Below are 17,285 nucleotides of genomic sequence, written 5' to 3' on the forward strand. Positions count from 1 at the left end.
GCCGTGCTGCTCTCGCCCGCCATGATCGCCGTCGTCTGCGCCGGCGCGGTGCTGCTCGCCGCGGTCAGCGCGATCCTCGGACTCCGGCGTGTGATCGTCTCACCGCTGGGCGTGCGCATGCGTGCTCAGGTCACTCGGGTGCACTGGGTGCGCGGCGTCGTCGCGGTGCTCGTGGTGGCGGCCGCATTCCTCACCGCCCAGGCGATCCCGGCCCTCACCGGCGCCGTGACGATCACGGTGGTGCTCGCGGGAATCTTCGCCGGCACGCTCGCGGTGCTCAACCTCGTGGGTCCGTGGGCGCTCGCCGTGTTCTCCCGCAGCCGGCTCAAGCGGGCGCAGACCCCTGAGCGCCTCCTCGCCGCACGCACTGTGCTCGATGATCCGAAGGCGGCATGGCGCCAGGTCGGCGGAATCGCGATGGCGAGCTTCATGGCCGTGTTCGCCGGCACCGGCGTCTCGCTGATGAACGTCATGAGCTCATCGGATGCCGGGGACTCGAACCTCGCGCTGGTCGAGGACATGCGCACCGGCCTGATCATCACGCTGGTGGCGTCGTTCATCATGGTCGCGGCATCCGTGGGGGTGACCCAGGCGTCTGATGTGCTGGACCAGCGTCCGCTGCACCGCAGCCTGCATCAGCTCGGCGTCCCCGCCGAGACGGTCGACGCGGCACGGCGCCGTGCGATCATGTCGCCCCTGCTGTTCACCGCCCTGGGATCCGCGTTGTGCGCCGGCGTCGTCGTGTTCCCGCTGCTGGGGATCACGCTGATCGTCGCGCCCGTCTCGCTCGTGACGATCATGGCCGTGCTCGCTGCGGGCATCCTCACGGTGTGGCTCAGCACGCTCGCCACCAGGCCGCTGCTGCGCCGCGCGTTCGCTCCGGCGTGAGTGGCAGGATCGAAGGATGATCCTGCGCACACCACGGCTCGACCTCCGCGAGATGACCGAGGAGGATCTGCCCGCGCTGCGCGCGATCCTGCAGGACCCGGTCACGATGACCGCCTACGAGGGCGCGTTCGACGAGGACATGGTGCGGACCTGGCTGCAGCGGACACTGGATCGGTACCGCGACGACGGGTACGCCCTGTGGGCCGTGGTCCTGCGCGAGACCGGCGAGATGATCGGACAGTGCGGGCTCACGGTGCAGCACATCCTCGACGAGGACGTGCTCGAGGTCGGTTATCTCTTCAACCGGGCGCACTGGCACCGGGGGTACGCGACCGAGGCGGCCGCGGGCGTGCGCGATCATGCCTTCGAGTCGCTCGGTGCCGACCGCGTGTACGCCCAGATCCGCGACACCAACATCACCTCGATGAACGTCGCGATCCGGCTGGGCATGACTGTTCGCGGCCGGTTCGTGAAGAACTATCGCGGCATCGACATGCCGCACCTGGCCTTCGCGGTCGACCGGCCGTCAGCGGTCTGATCGGGGCCTCGGCGTCGGGCTGATGTCGAGGGTCCCGATCACCGCGTTGCGGTCGAGGTTCACCGCGGTGAGCACGGCATCCGCCACCTGCTCCGGTCGGATCCAGGCGTCACCGTCGTACGGGAGCCCCTCCCAGGCACGGAGCTGCTCCTGCATCGGCGTGGCCACGCGACCGGGGTGGATGGAGGTGACGCGAACGCCGTTCTCCGCCTCCTCCTGTCGCAGCGCATCGGCGAAGGCCCGCAGGGCGAACTTGCTCGCGCTGTAGGCCCCGGAACCGGCGATCGAGCGGTGGCCGAGACCGGAGTTGATCAGGATCACCTGCCCCGACGCGCGCCGCAGTGCCGGGAGCAGCACGCGCGTCAGCTCCACCGGCGCGAGCACGTTGACCTCGAGGCTCTCCCGCCACTGCGCGGGGTCGAGGTCCTCGGTCGAGCCCATGTGCAGCACTCCTCCGCTGTGCACGAGCACGTCGAGCCGGTCGATCTCACCTGCGATTCCGGCGATCTGCGCGCCGTCGGCGAGATCGGCCACGTGCACATCGGACGAGGGCAGCGCCGCCGCGAGTTCGTCGAGCGCTCCGCGGTTGCGGCCGATCAGGTGAACATGGTGCGTCGTCGCGAGGGCGGCGGCGATCGCACGCCCGATCCCACTGGTCGCACCGGTGACGAGGGCTGTGCTGGTCGTGGTCATCCTCCCAGCCTGGCACAGTGCATCTCGCGACCGGCGCGTGGGGCGCGCCCGAGCCGCCCGGCGCCTGTGGTTAGGCTTGCGGACATGACCGGAGCCCCTGACGACCTCGATCTCCTCGCCGCCGCGGACCCCGCCACTCCCCCTCAGCGCCTCGCCGACATCGCTGCGCGACGTCACGATCTGCACGCGGTCATCGTCACCAACCCGAGCACCTACCCCGAGCTGCGCCAGTGGATCGCAGACGTGAACCCCGGCCACGCGCAGGTGCAGATCGCTGTTCCTCCTGCGTCCGGCGTCCCGCCCTACGCGGGCGCACCGTACGGAAGTGGTCCCGTCGCGCCGCCGGTCGCGCCGCGCCGCAAGGGGCTCGGCTGGATCTTCGCCGGCTGCGGGTGCGTGACCCTCGTCGCGGGCGTCGTGATCGCCGCCGTCGTGATCGGCGGGCTGGGCGCTTCCACCGCAGGGGGTGGCGGGTCGGACCGTGGCCCCCCCACCGCCTCGACGGTCGAGGAGCAGCTCGCCGTCATCCGCACCGAGAGCGCGGAGTACGAGAAGCTCGCCGCCCAGCTCGATGGCAACCCGGTCGCGCCCCTGGTCACGCAGCCCGCCAGGTTCCAGCGGCTCCAGGCCGACGTGGAAGCGCTCAAGGCGAGCACGGCCCTCGAGAAGGTCAGACAGGCGCAGGCACGGACCCTCGCCGAGCGGGCGGGTCAGTACCGCTCGGATCTGCAGCGGCTCATCACCGCGGCGGAAGGGCGCCGCGCGAATGCGTCCGGGACCGGCGAGGAGCAGCTCGTCGACAGCGCGGGGAACGGCTTCATCGACATCCAGTGGAACGCGGACTCGGCGTGCCGCACGTCGGACGATCCGGAGAGCACGACGGTAGGATGCACGACGAGCAACCCGGACCAGCTGATCGTGCACATCCTCCCGCGGGAGAAGAGACTCGGCGGCGACCAGGCCGCCCGCCTCACCACTCTGCACGAGCTGGCGCACCTCCACCAGAACGTCGATGTGGAGACCACCTCCGACGGCGAAGTGGGCCCGGCGATGAAGCTCAAGAACGCCGGGCTCTTCCAGGGAAGCGGCGAGGTCATGTCGGACTGCTACGCGCTCACCTACCTCGGCCTGTACTCCCTCTCCGTCGGAGATGCCACGCTCGGCTACGGCTACGTCTGCAACGACTCCGAGCGGCAGGCGATCCGGGAATGGGCGAAGACGATCCACGCCCCGATGCCGGGCTGATCAGGACTGTCAGCGCCGGCGCTGACAGCGCGGGCAGAAATGGCTCGAGCGGTTCATGAACGCCGCCCGTCGGATCAGTCCACCGCAGCGCGGGCAGGCCTCTCCCCCGCGCCCGTACGCGTTCAGACTGTGCGCGAAGTAGCCGGCCTGGCCGTTCACGTTCACGTACTGGGCGTCGAAGCTGGTGCCGCCCTCGGCCAGAGCCTTCTGCAGCACCAGTCGCACCTCGGCCATGAGACGGCGTACGGCCTGCGCTGAGAGGGCACGGCCCTCGGTCTCGGGATGGATCCGGGCCGCCCACAGCGACTCGTCCGCGTAGATGTTGCCGATCCCGCTGACCAGCGTCTGGTCCAGCAGCGCGCGCTTGATGGCGCTGGCCCGGCGGCGCACGGATGCTGTGAAGCGGGCATCGTCGAAAGCGGGATCGAGGGCGTCGCGTGCGATGTGCACGACCTGGGACGGCACGAGCGCGCTGTCCGTTCCGAACCCGCCGGCCGCCTCGTCGCCGGTGGGCACGAGGCCGTCGATCGCCAGCGAGCCGAAGGTGCGCTGATCCGCGAACACGACCGCGAGGCGCCCGTGCTGCGGGTGCTCGATGTGCAGTCGCACGCGCTCGTGGCGCTCGGTCGCGGCGTCCGGCGCCCGGAGCAGCATCTGGCCACTCATGCCGAGGTGCGCGACCACGGCATCCGCTTCCCCCTCGAGCGGGAGCCAGAGGAACTTGCCGCGGCGCGCCGCGGCGGTCACCACGCGCCCCTCGAGACGCCCGACGAAGTCGACGGCGCCCAGCGGATGCCGGGTCAGGGCGCGCTCGTCGAGCACGTCCACCGCGGTGACGCGCGCGCCGACGACCGCCGGCGCCAGCCCGGAGCGGACGACCTCGACCTCAGGAAGCTCGGGCACGGCGGGGTTCAGGCGGCGCCGGACTCGGTGGAGCGCAGGCTCAGCTCCCGCCAGGCGGTGAGCGCCGCGGCCATCTCGGCGGTCTTCTTGCTGGTGCCCTGCCCGGTGCTGGCGAGCTCGCCGACCGTGACTGTCGCCGTGAAGACGCGGTTGTGGTCGGGTCCGGACGACACCACGGAGTATCCCGGTGGCGTCCGCCCCAGACGGGCGGCCAGCTCCTGCAGGCTCGTCTTCGGATCCATCGCGGCGCCGTAGCGCTCGGGGTCGGCGAGCAGCGGCTCGGTCAGTCGCAGCACGAGCGCCTCGGCGGCCTTGGCCCCGGCGGACAGGTACGTCGCACCGAAGACGGCCTCCATGGTGTCCGCGAGGATCGAATCCTTGTCGCGGCCGCCGGTCTGCTCCTCGCCGCGTCCCAGCCGAAGGTGCGCGCCCAGCCCGATGGCACGGGCCACTTCGGCCAGCGCGACGGTCGATACGACGCTGGCGCGCCGCTTGGCGAGCTCGCCCTCGTCGAGGTCCGGGTGCGTCGTGAAGAGCATCACCGTCACGGCGATGCCCAACACGGAGTCCCCGAGGAACTCCAGTCGTTCGTTGTGCGGGATCCCGCCGTGCTCGTACGCGTACGAACGATGCGTCAGTGCCCGCTCAAGAAGCTCGGCGTCGATATCGACGCCGAGCTTCTCGATGAGAGCCTGTGCTCCCGCGGAATCCTCCGCCATGATCGCCTGATCAGACGTCGGCGACCTTGCGGCCCTTGTACTCGAGGAACAGCTCGGTGCCCTGCGAGTCGGTGACGACCTTCGCCTGGTGCGGGCGGCTGTAGACGACCTGACCGTTCTCGACGGTCTTCACCAGGGCGACGGGAGCCGCCTTCCACTGCGCACGACGGCTGCGGGTGTTCGAACGGGAGACCTTGCGCTTCGGGGGGTTACCGGCCATGACTAGCTCTCTTCTTTCTCGGCGCCGCGGCTCCCTGCCGGGGCGTCCTGGTCTGTGATCTGGCGGAGCGCGCTCCATCGAGGATCGATGGGAGCGGTGCTCTCTGCGTCGGTGCTCACGGTCAGCTTCTCGCCCGTGCTCGGGTCGAGACCCGGGCAATCCGGCTGACACACCGGCTGAAATGGAAGCGACAATACGATCGCGTCCCTGACCAGAGTTTCAAGATCCACGTGGTCGTCTTGAACTTCGAAGTCAGTTTCTTCCTCACCAGGATACGCGAAAAGCTCCTGGAACTCGACTTCGACAGGCGCCGTGATGTCGGTGAGGCAGCGACCGCACACTCCGACGTAGTCGGAATCGGCCGTTCCGGAGACCAGAATGCCCTCGTGGACCGACTCCAGACGCACGTCGAGGTCGATGCTCTCGCCGGCCTCGACGGCCACGATGCCCTCTCCCCACTTGTCTGCGAGGGTCACCGAGAAGCGGTGCTCGCGCATCTCCCCCGGCTTGCGGGTGATGTCGCGGACGGGCAGGACGAAAGGTCCGTTGACTCGGGTCTTCACCCGACGATTCTACCGGCTCGGATGCTGTGAGGGCCCGATGCGCTCGGGCCGGGGGACTCAGATGCCGCGTGCACCCGTGTCGAGGAACGCGGCCACGGCCGGGGGCACGAACGGCGAGACGTCCCCGCCGAGCGAGGCCACCTGCCGAACGAGGGAGCTCGAGACGAGGGCGTGCGCGGGGTCCGGCAGCAGGAACACCGTCTCGATGTCGGCGAGGTGCCGGTTCACGATCGCCATCGGCGACTCGTAGGCGACGTCGACCTGGGAGCGGATGCCCTTGACCAGCACCCCCGCATCCACGTCGCGCGCGTAGTCGACCAGGAGGCCCATGCTCCACGAGCCGACGACGATGTGCCCCTCGACGCCGGCCTCGGCGATCGACTGCTCCAGCAGGCTCAGGCGCTGCGCGATCGGCAGCATGGCCGCCTTGCCCGGGTTGTGCACCACGAGCACGTGCAGCTCCTCGTACAGACGCGCCGCGCGGCGGATCACATCGAGGTGACCGAGCGTGGGCGGGTCGAAGGAACCGGGGACGACGGCGATCCGACTGTTCACGCTCTCAGCCTAGGCCCCCGGACCCTCAGTTCTTGCTGAGAGCCGCGCGGTCGGCCTCGCTGACGCGTCCCGCGATCGCCACGCGCAGTCCGGGGTGCTTCACGAGCATCGGATCGTCCTTCAGGATGTCGGCGGCGATGTCGCGGGCGTGCGCGATGAGTCCGGCATCCTTCACCACCCTCAGCAGGCGCAGGGACGACTTCGCGCCGGCCTGCGCCGCGCCGAGCACGTCGCCCTCGCCGCGCAGCTCCAGGTCGACCTCGGCCAGTTCGAAGCCGTCGAGGGTCGCCGCCACCGCCTCCACCCGCTCACGCGCGATCGAGCCGCCCTCGGCCTCGGTGACGAGCAGGCACAGACCCGGGAACTCCCCACGGCCGACACGACCGCGCAGCTGGTGCAGCTGGGAGACGCCGAATCTGTCGGCATCCATGATGACCATCGTCGAGGCGTTCGGCACGTCGACCCCGACCTCGATCACAGTCGTCGCGACGAGCAGGTCGATCTCCCCGCGCGCGAACGCCCGCATCGTGGCGTCCTTCTCGTCGGCGGGCATCTTGCCGTGCAGGATCGCTCGGCGCACGCCGCCGAGCCGCGGATGCGTGGCCAGGAGCTGCTCGAGCTGCACGACGCCCCAGCGAGGACCCTTGCCCTCGACGTCGGGTGGTGGCGCATCGTCGGACTCGACCGAGTCCTCCGCGGTGTCGATCGCCGCGCACACCGTGAAGACCTGTCGGCCCAGCGCGATCTCCTCCGCCGACCGCTCCCATACCCGCTGGAACCACTCCGGGTGCTCGGCGAGCGGTGCGACGAACGTGCTGATGCCCGCCCTGCCGGCCGGCATCGAGCGGATCACCGAGGTGTCGAGGTCGCCGAACACCGTCATCGCGACGGTGCGCGGGATCGGTGTGGCCGTGAGCACGATCGCGTGTGGGGCGGTGCCCTTGGCGCGCAGCATCTCACGCTGCTCGACGCCGAAGCGGTGCTGCTCGTCGACGACCACGAGCGCGAGGTCGGCGAAGGTGGTCTTCTCCGAGAGCAGCGCGTGCGTGCCGATCACCAGGAGCGACTGGCCGGATGCCACTCGCAGGGCGGCCTTGCGCCGCTCGGGCGCGGACATCTGCCCGGTCAGGAGGGTGGGGATGACCTGGGGGGCCAGATCGGGCCCGAGCATCTTCGTGATCGACCGGAGGTGCTGGGCGGCGAGCACCTCCGTCGGCGCGATCAGGGCCGCCTGTCCCCCGGATTCCGCCACCTGCAGCATCGCCCGCAGCGCCACCAGCGTCTTGCCGGAACCGACCTCGCCCTGGATCAGCCGGTTCATGGGGCGCTCGAGCAGCAGATCGTCGGCGATCTCGGCACCGACGCGCTGCTGATCCGCCGTGAGCGTGTACGGGAGCTTCGCGTCGAACTGCTCGAGCAGACCGCCCGCATGCGCCGGGCGCGGCTGCGCGATCAGCGACCGGACAAGGTTGCGCTGCTGCAGGAGCGCCGTCTGCAGCACGAGCGCCTCATGCATCCGCAGCGTTCGGACGGCGGGATCGACGTCGGCGCGGCGGTGCGGGCGGTGGATGCTCTGCAGCGCCTCCGCCGCGGTCAGCAGTCCCTCGCGGCGACGCAGGTCCTCGGGAAGCGGATCGGGCACCTCACCGAGCTGATCGAGGACGGCGACGATCACCTTGGCGATCTGCCAGCTCTGCATCGCGGAGGTGGCCGGGTAGATCGGAATCGGCACGTCCTGCAGCGCGTCGGCCTGACGGTACGCGGCCTCGCTGTCCTCGAAGAGCTGGTAGTCGGGATGCGCGAACTGCACCGTGTCGCGGAACTGGGAGACCTTGCCGGAGAAGATGCCGCGGCGCCCCACCCGGAGCTCTTTCGCGCGCCATTCGGCCTGGCCGAGGTTCTTCGCGAAGAACGTCAGCGACATCTGGCCGACGCCGTCGCCGATGATCACCTCGAGCATCGCCCCTCGACGGTTGCGCATCTGCCGCGGCCGTGTCGAGAGCACCTCGGCGACGATCGTGACGGTCTCGCCCACGGGCAGCTCGAGGATCGGGGTGAGCTCTCCGCGGTCCGCGTAGCGACGCGGGTAATGCCCGAGAAGTTCGCCGACGGTGCCCATCCCGAAGGCGCGCTCGAGGGTCTTCGCCGTGGACGCGCCGACGGCCTCGGCCAGCGGCGTCTCGAGGGTGAAGGACATGCTCCGAGTCTAGGGAGCACCACGGACCCCGGCCGACGCCCGGCCGCCCGATATCGTGAACGGGTGACCAGGATCATCGCCGGTGCCGCCCGGGGCATCAGAATCGACGTGCCGGATGCCGGCACTCGGCCGACCAGCGATCGCGTGCGCGAGTCGGTCTTCGGCGCACTGGAGGCGATGGACGCCATCGAGGGCGCGCGCGTCCTCGACCTCTACGCCGGCAGCGGCGCCCTGGGACTCGAGGCATGGAGCCGTGGCGCGGCATCCGTCGATCTGGTCGAGCGCTCGCGCCCCGCTGCGACGGTCATCGGGCGGAACACGGCGGCGGTCGCCAAGGCGGTCGGCGGGCCGAACGCGGTCAAGGTGCACCAGAGCGCCGTGCACGCGTTCCTCGGACGGGCGACAGGGACCTACGACCTCGTCTTCACGGATCCGCCCTACGACCTGGACGACTCCGCGATGACCGCCGACCTGCTCTCGCTGGCCCCGCTGCTGTCGTCGGAGGCCATCGTCGTGATCGAGCGCGCCAAGCGCTCCACCGCCCCGGACCTGGATGCCGCAGGGCTCGAGCTCGTCCGAGAGAAGGCGTACGGCGACACGGCGGTGTGGTGGGCGCAGCCGGCATGAGCGCCCTTCGATCCCCACGCCCCGCTCCGGGGCGCGTGGGCCCGGGCGCAGGGACCAGGGCTCTGATGCGGGATCAGCCGACGACGCCGTCCCAGTCGCGGTAGGGGTCCCAGCCCGTGTGGGCGATGGGGGCGCCATCGAGCAGTACGCCGTCCGCACCGCGCGCGGTCACCCTCCCGAGCCCGCGGAAGCCCTCCGGAAGCGGGGCGGTCGCGGGGAAGACCGCCAGCAGACCGTGGTCCTCTCCCCCGGCCAGCGCTCGCGCCCGGTCGCCCGCGAACGCGAGTTCCCCGATCGCGTCGCCGGAGAAGTCGATCGTGACCCCGGAGGCGTCGGCCATCCGGCCGGCGTCCAGCGCCAGACCGTCCGAGACGTCCATCATCGCTGTCGCACCGGCATCCGCGGCGACCACGCCGAGCCGCACGGGCGGCCGCGGTCGCAGCTGACGTTCGAGCCCCACCCGCGCGGTGTCGTCCAGGGCATCCGCATCCACCACGATCGGCGTCTCGCCGTCGCGGAACCGGCCGAACAGCGTCTCCAGCCCTGCCGCCGCGGCTCCCAGCTCACCGGCCAGCGCAACGACATCGCCCGGACGCGCTCCGGCCCGCGTCACCGCCCGACGTCCGCCCAGATCGCCGAGAGCCGTCACGGCGATCATCAGCAGCTCCGAGACGGTGAGGTCGCCGCCGACCACGGCGCAGCCGGGCGCGAGCGCATCGCAGGCCTCCCGGAATCCATCGGCCATGGCCGAGACGAACGAGAGCCGCGCATCACGGGGCACCGCCAGCGCGACCAGCAGCGCCGTGGGAGTCGCACCCATCGCCGCGACGTCGGCCAGGTTCACGGCCGCAGCCTTCCACCCCAGGTCGTAGCCGCTCGACCAGGCCGTGCGGAAGTCCGGGCCGTCGACCAGCGTGTCGGTGGTCGCGACGACGGACGCCGAGGGCGCGGAGATCACCGCGGCGTCATCGCCCGGCCCGAGGATCGCGTGCGATGCCGTCGACGTGCGGGCGAGGATCGCGCGGAGCACCGTCCCCTCCGAGATGTCGCCGATGCGCGGGTCGTCGTCGGGATCGGATGCCATGCCGTCAACGGTAGCCTGGAAACATGCTTCGTCGTCTCGTCCCGGTCGCCGGAGTGCTGACCCTCCTCGTGCTCACCGCCTGCTCGAGCACGGTCGCGCTCAAGCCCGAACCCGACTCGAACAACCCCGCCTGCGCGGAGGTGACGGTGCGCCTCCCCGACGCGGTCGGCGAGCTCGGCAGGCGCTGGACGGATGCCCAGGCCACGGCCGCCTACGGCGACCCGACGGCCGTCATCGTCGCCTGCGGCGTGGAGGTCCCAGGGCCCACCGCCACTCTGCAGTGCGTGACCCTGGACGGCATCGACTGGCTCGTCGACGACTCCCAGGCGCCGAAGATGCGCATGACCACCTACGGACGGAACCCCGCCGTCCAGGTGTTCGTCGACACGAAGCTGGTGGGCGCCAACGAGGTGCTCTCCAACACCGGTCTGGTCAGCGGCATCCGCACGATCAAGGCGACCGGCCAGTGCACCGCACCGGCCGAGCTCCCGAAGTAGTCCCTACTTCCGGAGCCCCGCCTCGATCAGCTCGGTGATCAGCTCGCCGTAGGTCATGCCGGATGCCATCCAGCACTTCGGGAACATGGAGAACGGCGTGAATCCGGGCATGGTGTTCAGCTCGTTGATCACGAGCTGCCCGTCGGGGGTCACGAAGAAGTCGACGCGGGCCAGGCCCTTGCCGTCCACCGCCTCGAACGCGCGCACCGCGGTCTCCTGAAGGCGTCCGATCAGCTCGTCGTCGACCTGCGCGGGGCAGACGATCTCCACTCCCTCGCCGCCGAGGTACTTGCCCTCGAAGTCGTAGAAGCTGCGGGAGGTCAGCACGACCTCGCCCGGCAGCGACGCCCGCGCCCGCTCGCCGTCGCGTCCGGCTAGGACGCCGACCTCGATCTCGCGGCCGGTCACGCGTGTCTCGACGAGCACCTTCTCGTCCTCGTCGAACGCGATCCGGAACGCCTCGTCCAGTCCGTCGCCGCCGTCGACGCGGGAGACCCCGACGCTCGATCCGGCACTGGCCGGCTTGACGAACACGGTCTCCCCCAGCGCGCGCACGCGCTCGCGGACGCTCTCCGGGTCGGCATCCCACTCGGCACTGCGCACGGTGATGCCCGGCGCCACCGAGATGCCGGCCGCCGAGAGCGCGAGCTTGGTGAAGTGCTTGTCCAGGCACACCGCGGAATCGAGGATGCCACCGCCGGCGTAGGGCACCTCCAGCACGTCGAAGAAGCCCTGGATGGCGCCGTCCTCGCCGTGCAGTCCGTGCAGGAGCGGGAGCACCACGTCGATCTCGCCGAGGTCGACGGTCGACCCGTCGGGGGCGACGACGCGCAGAGTGCGGTCCCCGCCCGGCTCCGGCCACCGCATCCGCGTGCCGTTGTCGACGACCTCGGGCATGTTCGCGGCGTCCAGCGCGAACTTGCCCGGGTCGTCCTGCTCGAGGACGAACGCGCCCTCGCGGGTGATCCCGACGGGGATCACCGCGTAGCGGTCACGGTCGATCGCCGCCAGCACCCCGCCCGCCGTTGCGGAACTGATCGAATGCTCGCTGGAACGCCCGCCGAAGAGCACCACCACCGTCTGCCTGTCCATAGTTGGTCCTCTCCTCCTGGGGAGTGTCGTCGTCGGTGGTCAGGTGCGGTGCGATGTCGCGCGGGTTCATCTTCCCGTCGAGCACCATCTTCACCTGCTCCACGATGGGCATGTACACATCGGCCTCATGCGCGAGCTGCAGGATCGGAGCGACGGATGCCAGACCCTCGGCGGTCTGGTTCATCTGCTTGATCACGTCCTGGATGCCGTATCCCTGGCCCAGCAGGCGGCCCGCGGTGTTGTTGCGGCTGAGCGGCGACTGGCAGGTGGCGATCAGATCGCCGAGGCCTGCCAGCCCCTGCAGCGTCTCGGGCTGCGCGCCGTTGGCGACCGCGAAATCGGTCATCTCCACGAGTCCGCGCGTGATGATCGAGGCCTTGGTGTTCTCGCCGTAGCCGACGCCGTCGACGATGCCGATCGCCACGGCGATGAGGTTCTTCAGCACACCGCCGAACTCCGTGCCGATCACGTCGGTGTTCACGAAGGAGCGGAAGTAGCGGTTGCGGGCCGTGCGAGCCACGGCATCCGCCGTCTCCTGGCTGCGCGAGGAGATCACGGCCGCCGTGGGCTGCTCGCGGGCGATCTCCAGGGCCAGGTTCGGTCCGGATGCCACGGCGATGCGCATCGGGTCGATGCCGAGCTCCTGCTCGATGACCTGGCTCATCCGCAGGCCTGTGCCGCGCTCGACGCCCTTCATCAGGCTGACCACAGGGAAGTCGCCGGCGGCGAGCAGCGGGCGGAAGGCACGCAGGTTCTCGCGCAGCGTCTGGCTGGGCACCGACAGGTACACCTGCTGCACGCCGTCGAGCGCGCGCTCGATGTCGGCGGTCGCGCGCATGCTGCGCGGCAGGTTGATACCGGGCAGGTACCGGGAGTTGCGCTTGGCCTCGTCGATCTCCTGCGCGAGTTCGGGGCGACGCGCCCACATGGTCACTTGAGCGCCGCCGTCGGCGAGGATCTTGCCGAAGGTGGTGCCCCAGCTGCCCGCGCCGACGATCGCCGTGCGGGTTCCCGTGCCGGACGGCTCTCGTCTAGGAGTCAAGACGCCCCGTCTCCTTCTGTCCGTGGTCGGTGGGGTTCCAGCGCGTGGCAGGCGCCTTCTCGTCGCGGAGCTGCTCGAGGAGCGCGGTGATGGCGGCCATCAGGCGCGCGGTCGCCTCGTTCAGCACGGCGGGCTCGGGTGCACGCCCGCGCAGATCGGAGAGGTCGACCGGATCGCCGATCAGCACGTTCACCGGCTTGCGCAGCGGCCAGAGGCTGAGGCCCTTCTGGTAGCGGCCCATGATCTCCTGCGTGCCCCACTGCGCCATCGGGATCAGCGGGAGGTCTCCGGAGAGCGCCAGGCGCACCGCGCCGGACTTTCCGCGCATCGGCCACAGGTCGGGATCGCGGGTCAGCGTGCCCTCCGGGTAGACGATGACGCCGCGGCCGTGCTCGACCAGCTCGGCGGACTGCTTGAGGGTCTGCTTCGCCGCGGCGGCCGACGCGCTGCGCGACACCGGGATCATGCCGGTGCGCTTGAGCAGCCAGCCGACCACCGGCACCCGGAACAGGCTCTCCTTCGCCATGAAGCGGGGCAGCCGCCCGAGACGGTACACGGACATGGCCACGATCAGCGGGTCCAGCTCCGAGTAATGGTTCGGGGCGAGCACGAAGGCACCCTGGCGGGGCAGCTTCTCCGCCCCGGTGACGCGGATCTTCGCCAGCAGGGACATCGGCGGGATGACGAGCACCGCGAGCACCCAGAAGAGGCTCGGGCGGCTCCGCTCGGAAGCAGCCATCAGTTCACCGGACGACGTCGAAGTCGGCGCCCAGGGCCTGCAGCTTGTCGAGGAACTTCTCGTAGCCGCGGCTGAGGATGTCGACACCGGAGACGACGGACTCGCCCTCGGCGGTCAGCGCCGCGATCACGTGGCTGTACCCGCCGCGCAGGTCGGGCACCACGATGTCGGCGCCGTGCAGCGGCGTCGGGCCGGTGATCACGGCGGCCTGCTCCAGCTCGCGGCGGGGCACGCGACGGGGGCCGTCCTGCAGGCCGTGCGGGTGCACGACGATGTCGGCGCCCATCTTGACCAGGGCCTGCGTGAACCCGAACCGGTTCTCGTACACGGTCTCGTGCACGATCGAGCGACCCTGCGCCTGCGTGAGCGCGACGATCAGCGGCTGCTGCCAGTCGGTCATGAAGCCGGGGTGCACGTCGGTCTCGACGACGACGGGCTTGAGCGCGCCCTCGCGACGGAAGAGGATGCCGTCCTCCTGCACGTCGAACCAGCCGCCCGCCTTGCGGAACACGTTCAGGAACGTCAGCATCTCCTGCTGGCGGGCTCCGGCGACGAAGATCTCGCCGTCGGTGGCCAGCGCGGCGCATGCCCAGGACGCGGCTTCGTTGCGGTCGAAGATCGCACGGTGGTCGTAACCCCGCAGCGTCTCCACGCCCTCGATGAGGATGACGCGGTTCGGCTCGTAGGAGATGATCGCGCCCATCTTCTGCAGCACGGCGATCAGGTCCATGATCTCCGGCTCGATGGCCGCGTTGCGCAGCTCGGTCTGCCCCTGTGCGCGCACGGCCGTCAGCAGCACCTGCTCGGTGGCGCCGACGCTCGGGTACGGGAGGTGGATGTTCGCGCCCTTGAGCCCGTTGGGGGCCGACAGGCGGATGCCGCTGGGCTGCTTCTCCACGATCGCGCCGAACTTGCGCAGCGCGTCGAGGTGGAAGTCGATCGGGCGGTCGCCGATGCGGCATCCGCCGAGGTCGGGGATGAACGCCTGACCGAGACGGTGCAGCAGCGGGCCGCAGAACAGGATCGGGATGCGGGAGGCGCCGGCGTGAGCGTCGATCTCCTCGTAGTGGGCGGACTCGACCAGGCTCGGGTCCAGCACGAGCGAACCGGGCTCGTCGCCCTCGGTGACGCGGACGCCGTGCACCTCGAGCAGCGAGCGGACGACCGCCACGTCGCTGAGGTCGGGCACATCCCGCAGGATGCTGGTGGTCTCCCCCAGGAGGGCGGCGACCATCGCCTTGGTGGCGAGGTTCTTCGCGCCCTTCACGTCGACACGGCCGCGCAACGGCCTGCCTCCGCGGATCGCGAGCACGGATCCGGCGGGAACCGGAGCCTCGTCAACTGCTGCATCGCGGAGCGGTGTCGTCATTCGGGCCTCTTCTTCGTCAGGACAGGCGCGGCGGTGGCCGCGAGCCTCTCATCCAATCACGGCTGGTGCCGTGGGGGCTCTTGACCCCCGGCCCACCGCGCGCCTCGTCCTATCGAACAGGGAGCGTACGTGGCCGCCACGACTCGCGGCGGGCCTCGAACTGCGCGATCTTGTCTTCGTTGCGCAGCGTGAGCCCGATGTCATCGAGCCCTTCGAGGAGCCGCCATCTAGTGTAATCGTCGATCCCGATGGCGGCCTGGAAGTCCCCGATCGCGGCGGTGCGCGCCTCGAGGTCGACGGTGATCCCGCGACCGGGCTCCTCATCGATCAGCGCCCAGATGCGCTCGATGTCGGCCTCGTCGACGGTCGCCGCCAGCAGGCCCTGCTTGCCCGAGTTCCCTCGGAAGATGTCGGCGAAGCGGGGGCTGAGCACGACCCGGAAGCCGTAGTCGCGCAGCGCCCAGACCGCGTGCTCGCGGCTGGATCCTGTGCCGAAGTCGGGTCCGGCGACCAGGACGGACGCGTTCTGGAACGGTGCCTGGTTCAGCACGAACTCCGGGTCCTTGCGCCACTCGTGGAAGAGGGCGTCGTCGAAGCCGGTCTTGGTGACGCGCTTGAGGAAGACGGCCGGGATGATCTGGTCGGTGTCGACGTTGGAGCGCTTCAGGGGCGCGGCGACGCCGGTGTGGGTGGTGAACTTCTCCATGGTGATCAGGCCTCCAGGTCGCTCGGGCTGGACAGGGTGCCGCGGATGGCGGTGGCGGCCGCGACCAGCGGCGAGACCAGGTGCGTGCGTCCGCCCTTGCCCTGCCGCCCCTCGAAGTTGCGGTTCGAGGTGGACGCGCAGCGCTCACCCGGCGCCAGCTGATCGGGGTTCATACCCAGGCACATCGAGCATCCGGCGAAGCGCCATTCGGCGCCGAACGCCTCGACGATCTTGTCGATGCCCTCGGCCTCGGCCTCGAGCCGCACCCGAGCGGAGCCGGGGACGACCATGACGCGCACGCCGTCGGCCTTCTTCTTACCCTCGATGACCGACGCGAAGGCGCGCAGGTCCTCGATGCGGCTGTTGGTGCACGAGCCCATGAACACGGCATCGACCTTGACGTCCTTCAGCGGCGTGCCGGGGGTCAGGTCCATGTACTGCAGCGCCCGCTCGGCCGCGGCGCGCTCGTTGGGGTCCGCGATCGCGGCGGGGTCGGGGACAGACGCAGACAGCGAGCTGCCCTGACCGGGGTTGGTGCCCCATGTGACGAACGGCTCGAGGGCGGAGGCGTCGATGTCCACCTCGGCGTCGAACACGGCATCCGGGTCGGAGGGGAGCGTGCGCCAGTACGCGACGGCGTCCTCCCAGTCCTGTCCCTGCGGGGCGTGCGGCTTGTCCTTCACGTAGGCGAAGGTGGTCTCGTCCGGTGCGACCATGCCGGCCCGGGCGCCCGCCTCGATCGACATGTTGCAGATCGTCATCCGGCCCTCCATGGAGAGCGAGCGGATCGCGCTGCCGCGGTATTCGAGCACGTAGCCCTGTCCCCCGCCGGTACCGATCTTCGCGATCACGGCGAGGATGATGTCCTTGGCCGTGACGCCGGGGCGGAGCTCGCCCTCGACGTTGATCGCCATGGTCTTGAACGGCTTGAGCGGCAGCGTCTGCGTGGCCATCACGTGCTCGACCTCGCTGGTGCCGATGCCGAACGCCATCGCGCCGAACGCGCCGTGTGTGGACGTGTGCGAATCGCCGCAGACGACCGTGATGCCGGGCATGGTCAGCCCGAGCTGCGGACCGACGACGTGCACGATGCCCTGCTCGGCATCGCCCAGCGAATGCAGGCGGACGCCGAACTCCTCGGCGTTGCGGCGCAGGGTCTCGATCTGCGTGCGGCTGGTGAGGTCGGCGATCGGCTTGTCGATGTTCAGCGTCGGCGTGTTGTGGTCCTCGGTGCCGATGGTCAGGTCGACCCGGCGCAGCGGACGGCCCTCGGCGCGCAGTCCATCGAAGGCCTGCGGGCTGGTGACCTCGTGGATCAGGTGCAGATCGATGTAGATCAGGTCGGGCTCGCCGTTCTCGCCCTTGACGACGAGATGGTCGTCCCAGACCTTCTCTGCGAGGGTGCGGGGTGCGGTGCTTGTCATGCGGTGTGTTCCTTGTGGCTCGATGAGTCGGCCCATGATGGACTCCGCGGCGAGGAAGGCCTAGATCGAGGTCCCGCCGCGGCTGCTAAGGAGGAGAACCACACGCCGCATGCCGGCAAGTCTACAACGCGGCATCGGGTGCTCCGCCCGATGCCGCGTTGTGTGACGATCCGCGCTCAGCTCG

Annotated in this window: 19 protein-coding genes; 5 read left to right on the forward strand and 14 right to left on the reverse strand. The window is 70.2% G+C overall.

Translation table 11 applies throughout. The features are described from left to right. A partial coding sequence (locus BGN97_RS15730) for a permease (protein ID WP_292703494.1) occupies positions 1-888 on the forward strand: 888 nt, incomplete at its 5' end. Positions 889-904: 16 nt separating this feature from the next. Continuing rightward, positions 905-1,426, forward strand: coding sequence for a GNAT family N-acetyltransferase (locus BGN97_RS15735; protein WP_292703499.1), 522 nt, complete (start codon positions 905-907; stop codon positions 1,424-1,426). Here the strand turns inward: BGN97_RS15735 and BGN97_RS15740 are convergent. After that, positions 1,415-2,119 (reverse strand): SDR family oxidoreductase, encoded by a 705-nt coding sequence (locus BGN97_RS15740; RefSeq protein WP_292703502.1) that lies wholly within the window; start codon positions 2,117-2,119, stop codon positions 1,415-1,417. The two genes, BGN97_RS15735 and BGN97_RS15740, sit on opposite strands and share 12 nt — an antisense overlap. 84 nt (positions 2,120-2,203) lie before the next feature. Between BGN97_RS15740 and BGN97_RS15745 the strand changes: the two genes are divergently transcribed. Then, entirely contained in the window at positions 2,204-3,364 is a 1,161-nt protein-coding gene (locus BGN97_RS15745) for a hypothetical protein (RefSeq protein ID WP_292703504.1), read from the forward strand. A gap of 9 nt (positions 3,365-3,373) precedes the next feature. On the opposite strand, the gene mutM is transcribed toward BGN97_RS15745, so the two are convergent. From mutM to BGN97_RS15775, 6 genes are all read right to left on the reverse strand, one after another. Continuing rightward, on the reverse strand, positions 3,374-4,267 hold the full coding sequence (gene mutM / locus BGN97_RS15750; protein WP_292703506.1) for a bifunctional DNA-formamidopyrimidine glycosylase/DNA-(apurinic or apyrimidinic site) lyase: 894 nt from the start codon (positions 4,265-4,267) through the stop codon (positions 3,374-3,376). An 8-nt stretch (positions 4,268-4,275) separates the two neighbouring features. Beyond that, entirely contained in the window at positions 4,276-4,986 is a 711-nt protein-coding gene (gene rnc / locus BGN97_RS15755; protein ID WP_292703508.1) for a ribonuclease III, read from the reverse strand. Between the two features lie 10 nt (positions 4,987-4,996). Beyond that, entirely contained in the window at positions 4,997-5,206 is a 210-nt protein-coding gene (rpmF, locus tag BGN97_RS15760) for a 50S ribosomal protein L32 (RefSeq protein ID WP_029263535.1), read from the reverse strand. A gap of 2 nt (positions 5,207-5,208) precedes the next feature. Next, a complete protein-coding gene (locus BGN97_RS15765; RefSeq protein ID WP_292703632.1) occupies positions 5,209-5,703 on the reverse strand; it encodes a DUF177 domain-containing protein in 495 nt (164 codons plus the stop codon). Positions 5,704-5,826: 123 nt separating this feature from the next. After that, positions 5,827-6,324 (reverse strand): pantetheine-phosphate adenylyltransferase, encoded by a 498-nt coding sequence (gene coaD, locus BGN97_RS15770; protein WP_292703513.1) that lies wholly within the window; start codon positions 6,322-6,324, stop codon positions 5,827-5,829. Between the two features lie 25 nt (positions 6,325-6,349). Continuing rightward, on the reverse strand, positions 6,350-8,521 hold the full coding sequence (locus BGN97_RS15775; RefSeq protein ID WP_292703516.1) for an ATP-dependent DNA helicase RecG: 2,172 nt from the start codon (positions 8,519-8,521) through the stop codon (positions 6,350-6,352). A gap of 63 nt (positions 8,522-8,584) precedes the next feature. Here BGN97_RS15775 and rsmD point away from each other — a divergent pair, with 63 nt between their 5' ends. After that, positions 8,585-9,148: a 16S rRNA (guanine(966)-N(2))-methyltransferase RsmD gene (gene rsmD, locus BGN97_RS15780; protein WP_292703519.1), complete on the forward strand. Its 564-nt coding sequence runs from the start codon at positions 8,585-8,587 to the stop codon at positions 9,146-9,148. A 73-nt stretch (positions 9,149-9,221) separates the two neighbouring features. Here rsmD and thiL read toward each other — a convergent pair whose 3' ends face one another. Continuing rightward, positions 9,222-10,232 carry a thiamine-phosphate kinase gene (thiL, locus tag BGN97_RS15785; protein ID WP_292703522.1) on the reverse strand — a complete coding sequence of 337 codons (1,011 nt, stop codon included), beginning with the start codon at positions 10,230-10,232 and terminating at the stop codon, positions 9,222-9,224. Between the two features lie 23 nt (positions 10,233-10,255). On the opposite strand from thiL, the gene BGN97_RS15790 reads away from it, so the two are divergent. Continuing rightward, entirely contained in the window at positions 10,256-10,729 is a 474-nt protein-coding gene (locus BGN97_RS15790; RefSeq protein ID WP_292703525.1) for a DUF3515 family protein, read from the forward strand. 3 nt (positions 10,730-10,732) lie between these two features. Here the strand turns inward: BGN97_RS15790 and BGN97_RS15795 are convergent, their stop codons facing one another. From BGN97_RS15795 to leuC, 6 genes are all read right to left on the reverse strand, one after another. Beyond that, entirely contained in the window at positions 10,733-11,821 is a 1,089-nt protein-coding gene (locus BGN97_RS15795; protein WP_292703528.1) for a D-alanine--D-alanine ligase family protein, read from the reverse strand. Further along, positions 11,721-12,863, reverse strand: coding sequence for an NAD(P)H-dependent glycerol-3-phosphate dehydrogenase (locus tag BGN97_RS15800; RefSeq protein ID WP_285632722.1), 1,143 nt, complete (start codon positions 12,861-12,863; stop codon positions 11,721-11,723). The genes BGN97_RS15795 and BGN97_RS15800 overlap by 101 nt, the downstream gene beginning before the upstream one ends. Continuing rightward, entirely contained in the window at positions 12,853-13,602 is a 750-nt protein-coding gene (locus BGN97_RS15805; RefSeq protein WP_292703530.1) for a lysophospholipid acyltransferase family protein, read from the reverse strand. Before BGN97_RS15805 ends, BGN97_RS15800 begins: the two co-directional genes overlap by 11 nt. A gap of 4 nt (positions 13,603-13,606) precedes the next feature. Further along, the gene (gene murA, locus BGN97_RS15810; RefSeq protein WP_292703533.1) at positions 13,607-14,971 is read right to left on the reverse strand and encodes a UDP-N-acetylglucosamine 1-carboxyvinyltransferase; all 1,365 of its coding nucleotides are present in this window, start codon (positions 14,969-14,971) and stop codon (positions 13,607-13,609) included. Between the two features lie 109 nt (positions 14,972-15,080). Continuing rightward, positions 15,081-15,677, reverse strand: a complete 597-nt coding sequence (gene leuD / locus BGN97_RS15815; RefSeq protein WP_292703536.1) for a 3-isopropylmalate dehydratase small subunit — start codon at positions 15,675-15,677, stop codon at positions 15,081-15,083. A gap of 5 nt (positions 15,678-15,682) precedes the next feature. Beyond that, entirely contained in the window at positions 15,683-17,101 is a 1,419-nt protein-coding gene (gene leuC / locus BGN97_RS15820; RefSeq protein WP_292703539.1) for a 3-isopropylmalate dehydratase large subunit, read from the reverse strand. Positions 17,102-17,285: the final 184 nt, after the last annotated feature.

The sequence above is a fragment of the Microbacterium sp. 69-10 genome, from assembly GCF_001897945.1.
Taxonomy (GTDB): Bacteria; Actinomycetota; Actinomycetes; order Actinomycetales; family Microbacteriaceae; genus Microbacterium.

Bases quoted from the DNA above. Each gene is read 5' to 3' on its own strand.
- BGN97_RS15735 (WP_292703499.1), top strand. From the start codon at position 905: ATGATCCTGCGCACACCACGGCTCGACCTCCGCGAGATGACCGAGGAG.
- BGN97_RS15740 (WP_292703502.1), bottom strand. From the start codon at position 2,119: ATGACCACGACCAGCACAGCCCTCGTCACCGGTGCGACCAGTGGGATC.
- BGN97_RS15745 (WP_292703504.1), top strand. From the start codon at position 2,204: ATGACCGGAGCCCCTGACGACCTCGATCTCCTCGCCGCCGCGGACCCC.
- rnc (WP_292703508.1), bottom strand. From the start codon at position 4,986: ATGGCGGAGGATTCCGCGGGAGCACAGGCTCTCATCGAGAAGCTCGGC.
- rpmF (WP_029263535.1), bottom strand. From the start codon at position 5,206: ATGGCCGGTAACCCCCCGAAGCGCAAGGTCTCCCGTTCGAACACCCGC.
- BGN97_RS15765 (WP_292703632.1), bottom strand. From the start codon at position 5,703: ATGCGCGAGCACCGCTTCTCGGTGACCCTCGCAGACAAGTGGGGAGAG.
- BGN97_RS15775 (WP_292703516.1), bottom strand. From the start codon at position 8,521: ATGTCCTTCACCCTCGAGACGCCGCTGGCCGAGGCCGTCGGCGCGTCC.
- thiL (WP_292703522.1), bottom strand. From the start codon at position 10,232: ATGGCATCCGATCCCGACGACGACCCGCGCATCGGCGACATCTCGGAG.
- BGN97_RS15790 (WP_292703525.1), top strand. From the start codon at position 10,256: ATGCTTCGTCGTCTCGTCCCGGTCGCCGGAGTGCTGACCCTCCTCGTG.
- BGN97_RS15795 (WP_292703528.1), bottom strand. From the start codon at position 11,821: ATGGACAGGCAGACGGTGGTGGTGCTCTTCGGCGGGCGTTCCAGCGAG.
- BGN97_RS15805 (WP_292703530.1), bottom strand. From the start codon at position 13,602: ATGGCTGCTTCCGAGCGGAGCCGCCCGAGCCTCTTCTGGGTGCTCGCG.
- murA (WP_292703533.1), bottom strand. From the start codon at position 14,971: ATGACGACACCGCTCCGCGATGCAGCAGTTGACGAGGCTCCGGTTCCC.
- leuD (WP_292703536.1), bottom strand. From the start codon at position 15,677: ATGGAGAAGTTCACCACCCACACCGGCGTCGCCGCGCCCCTGAAGCGC.
- leuC (WP_292703539.1), bottom strand. From the start codon at position 17,101: ATGACAAGCACCGCACCCCGCACCCTCGCAGAGAAGGTCTGGGACGAC.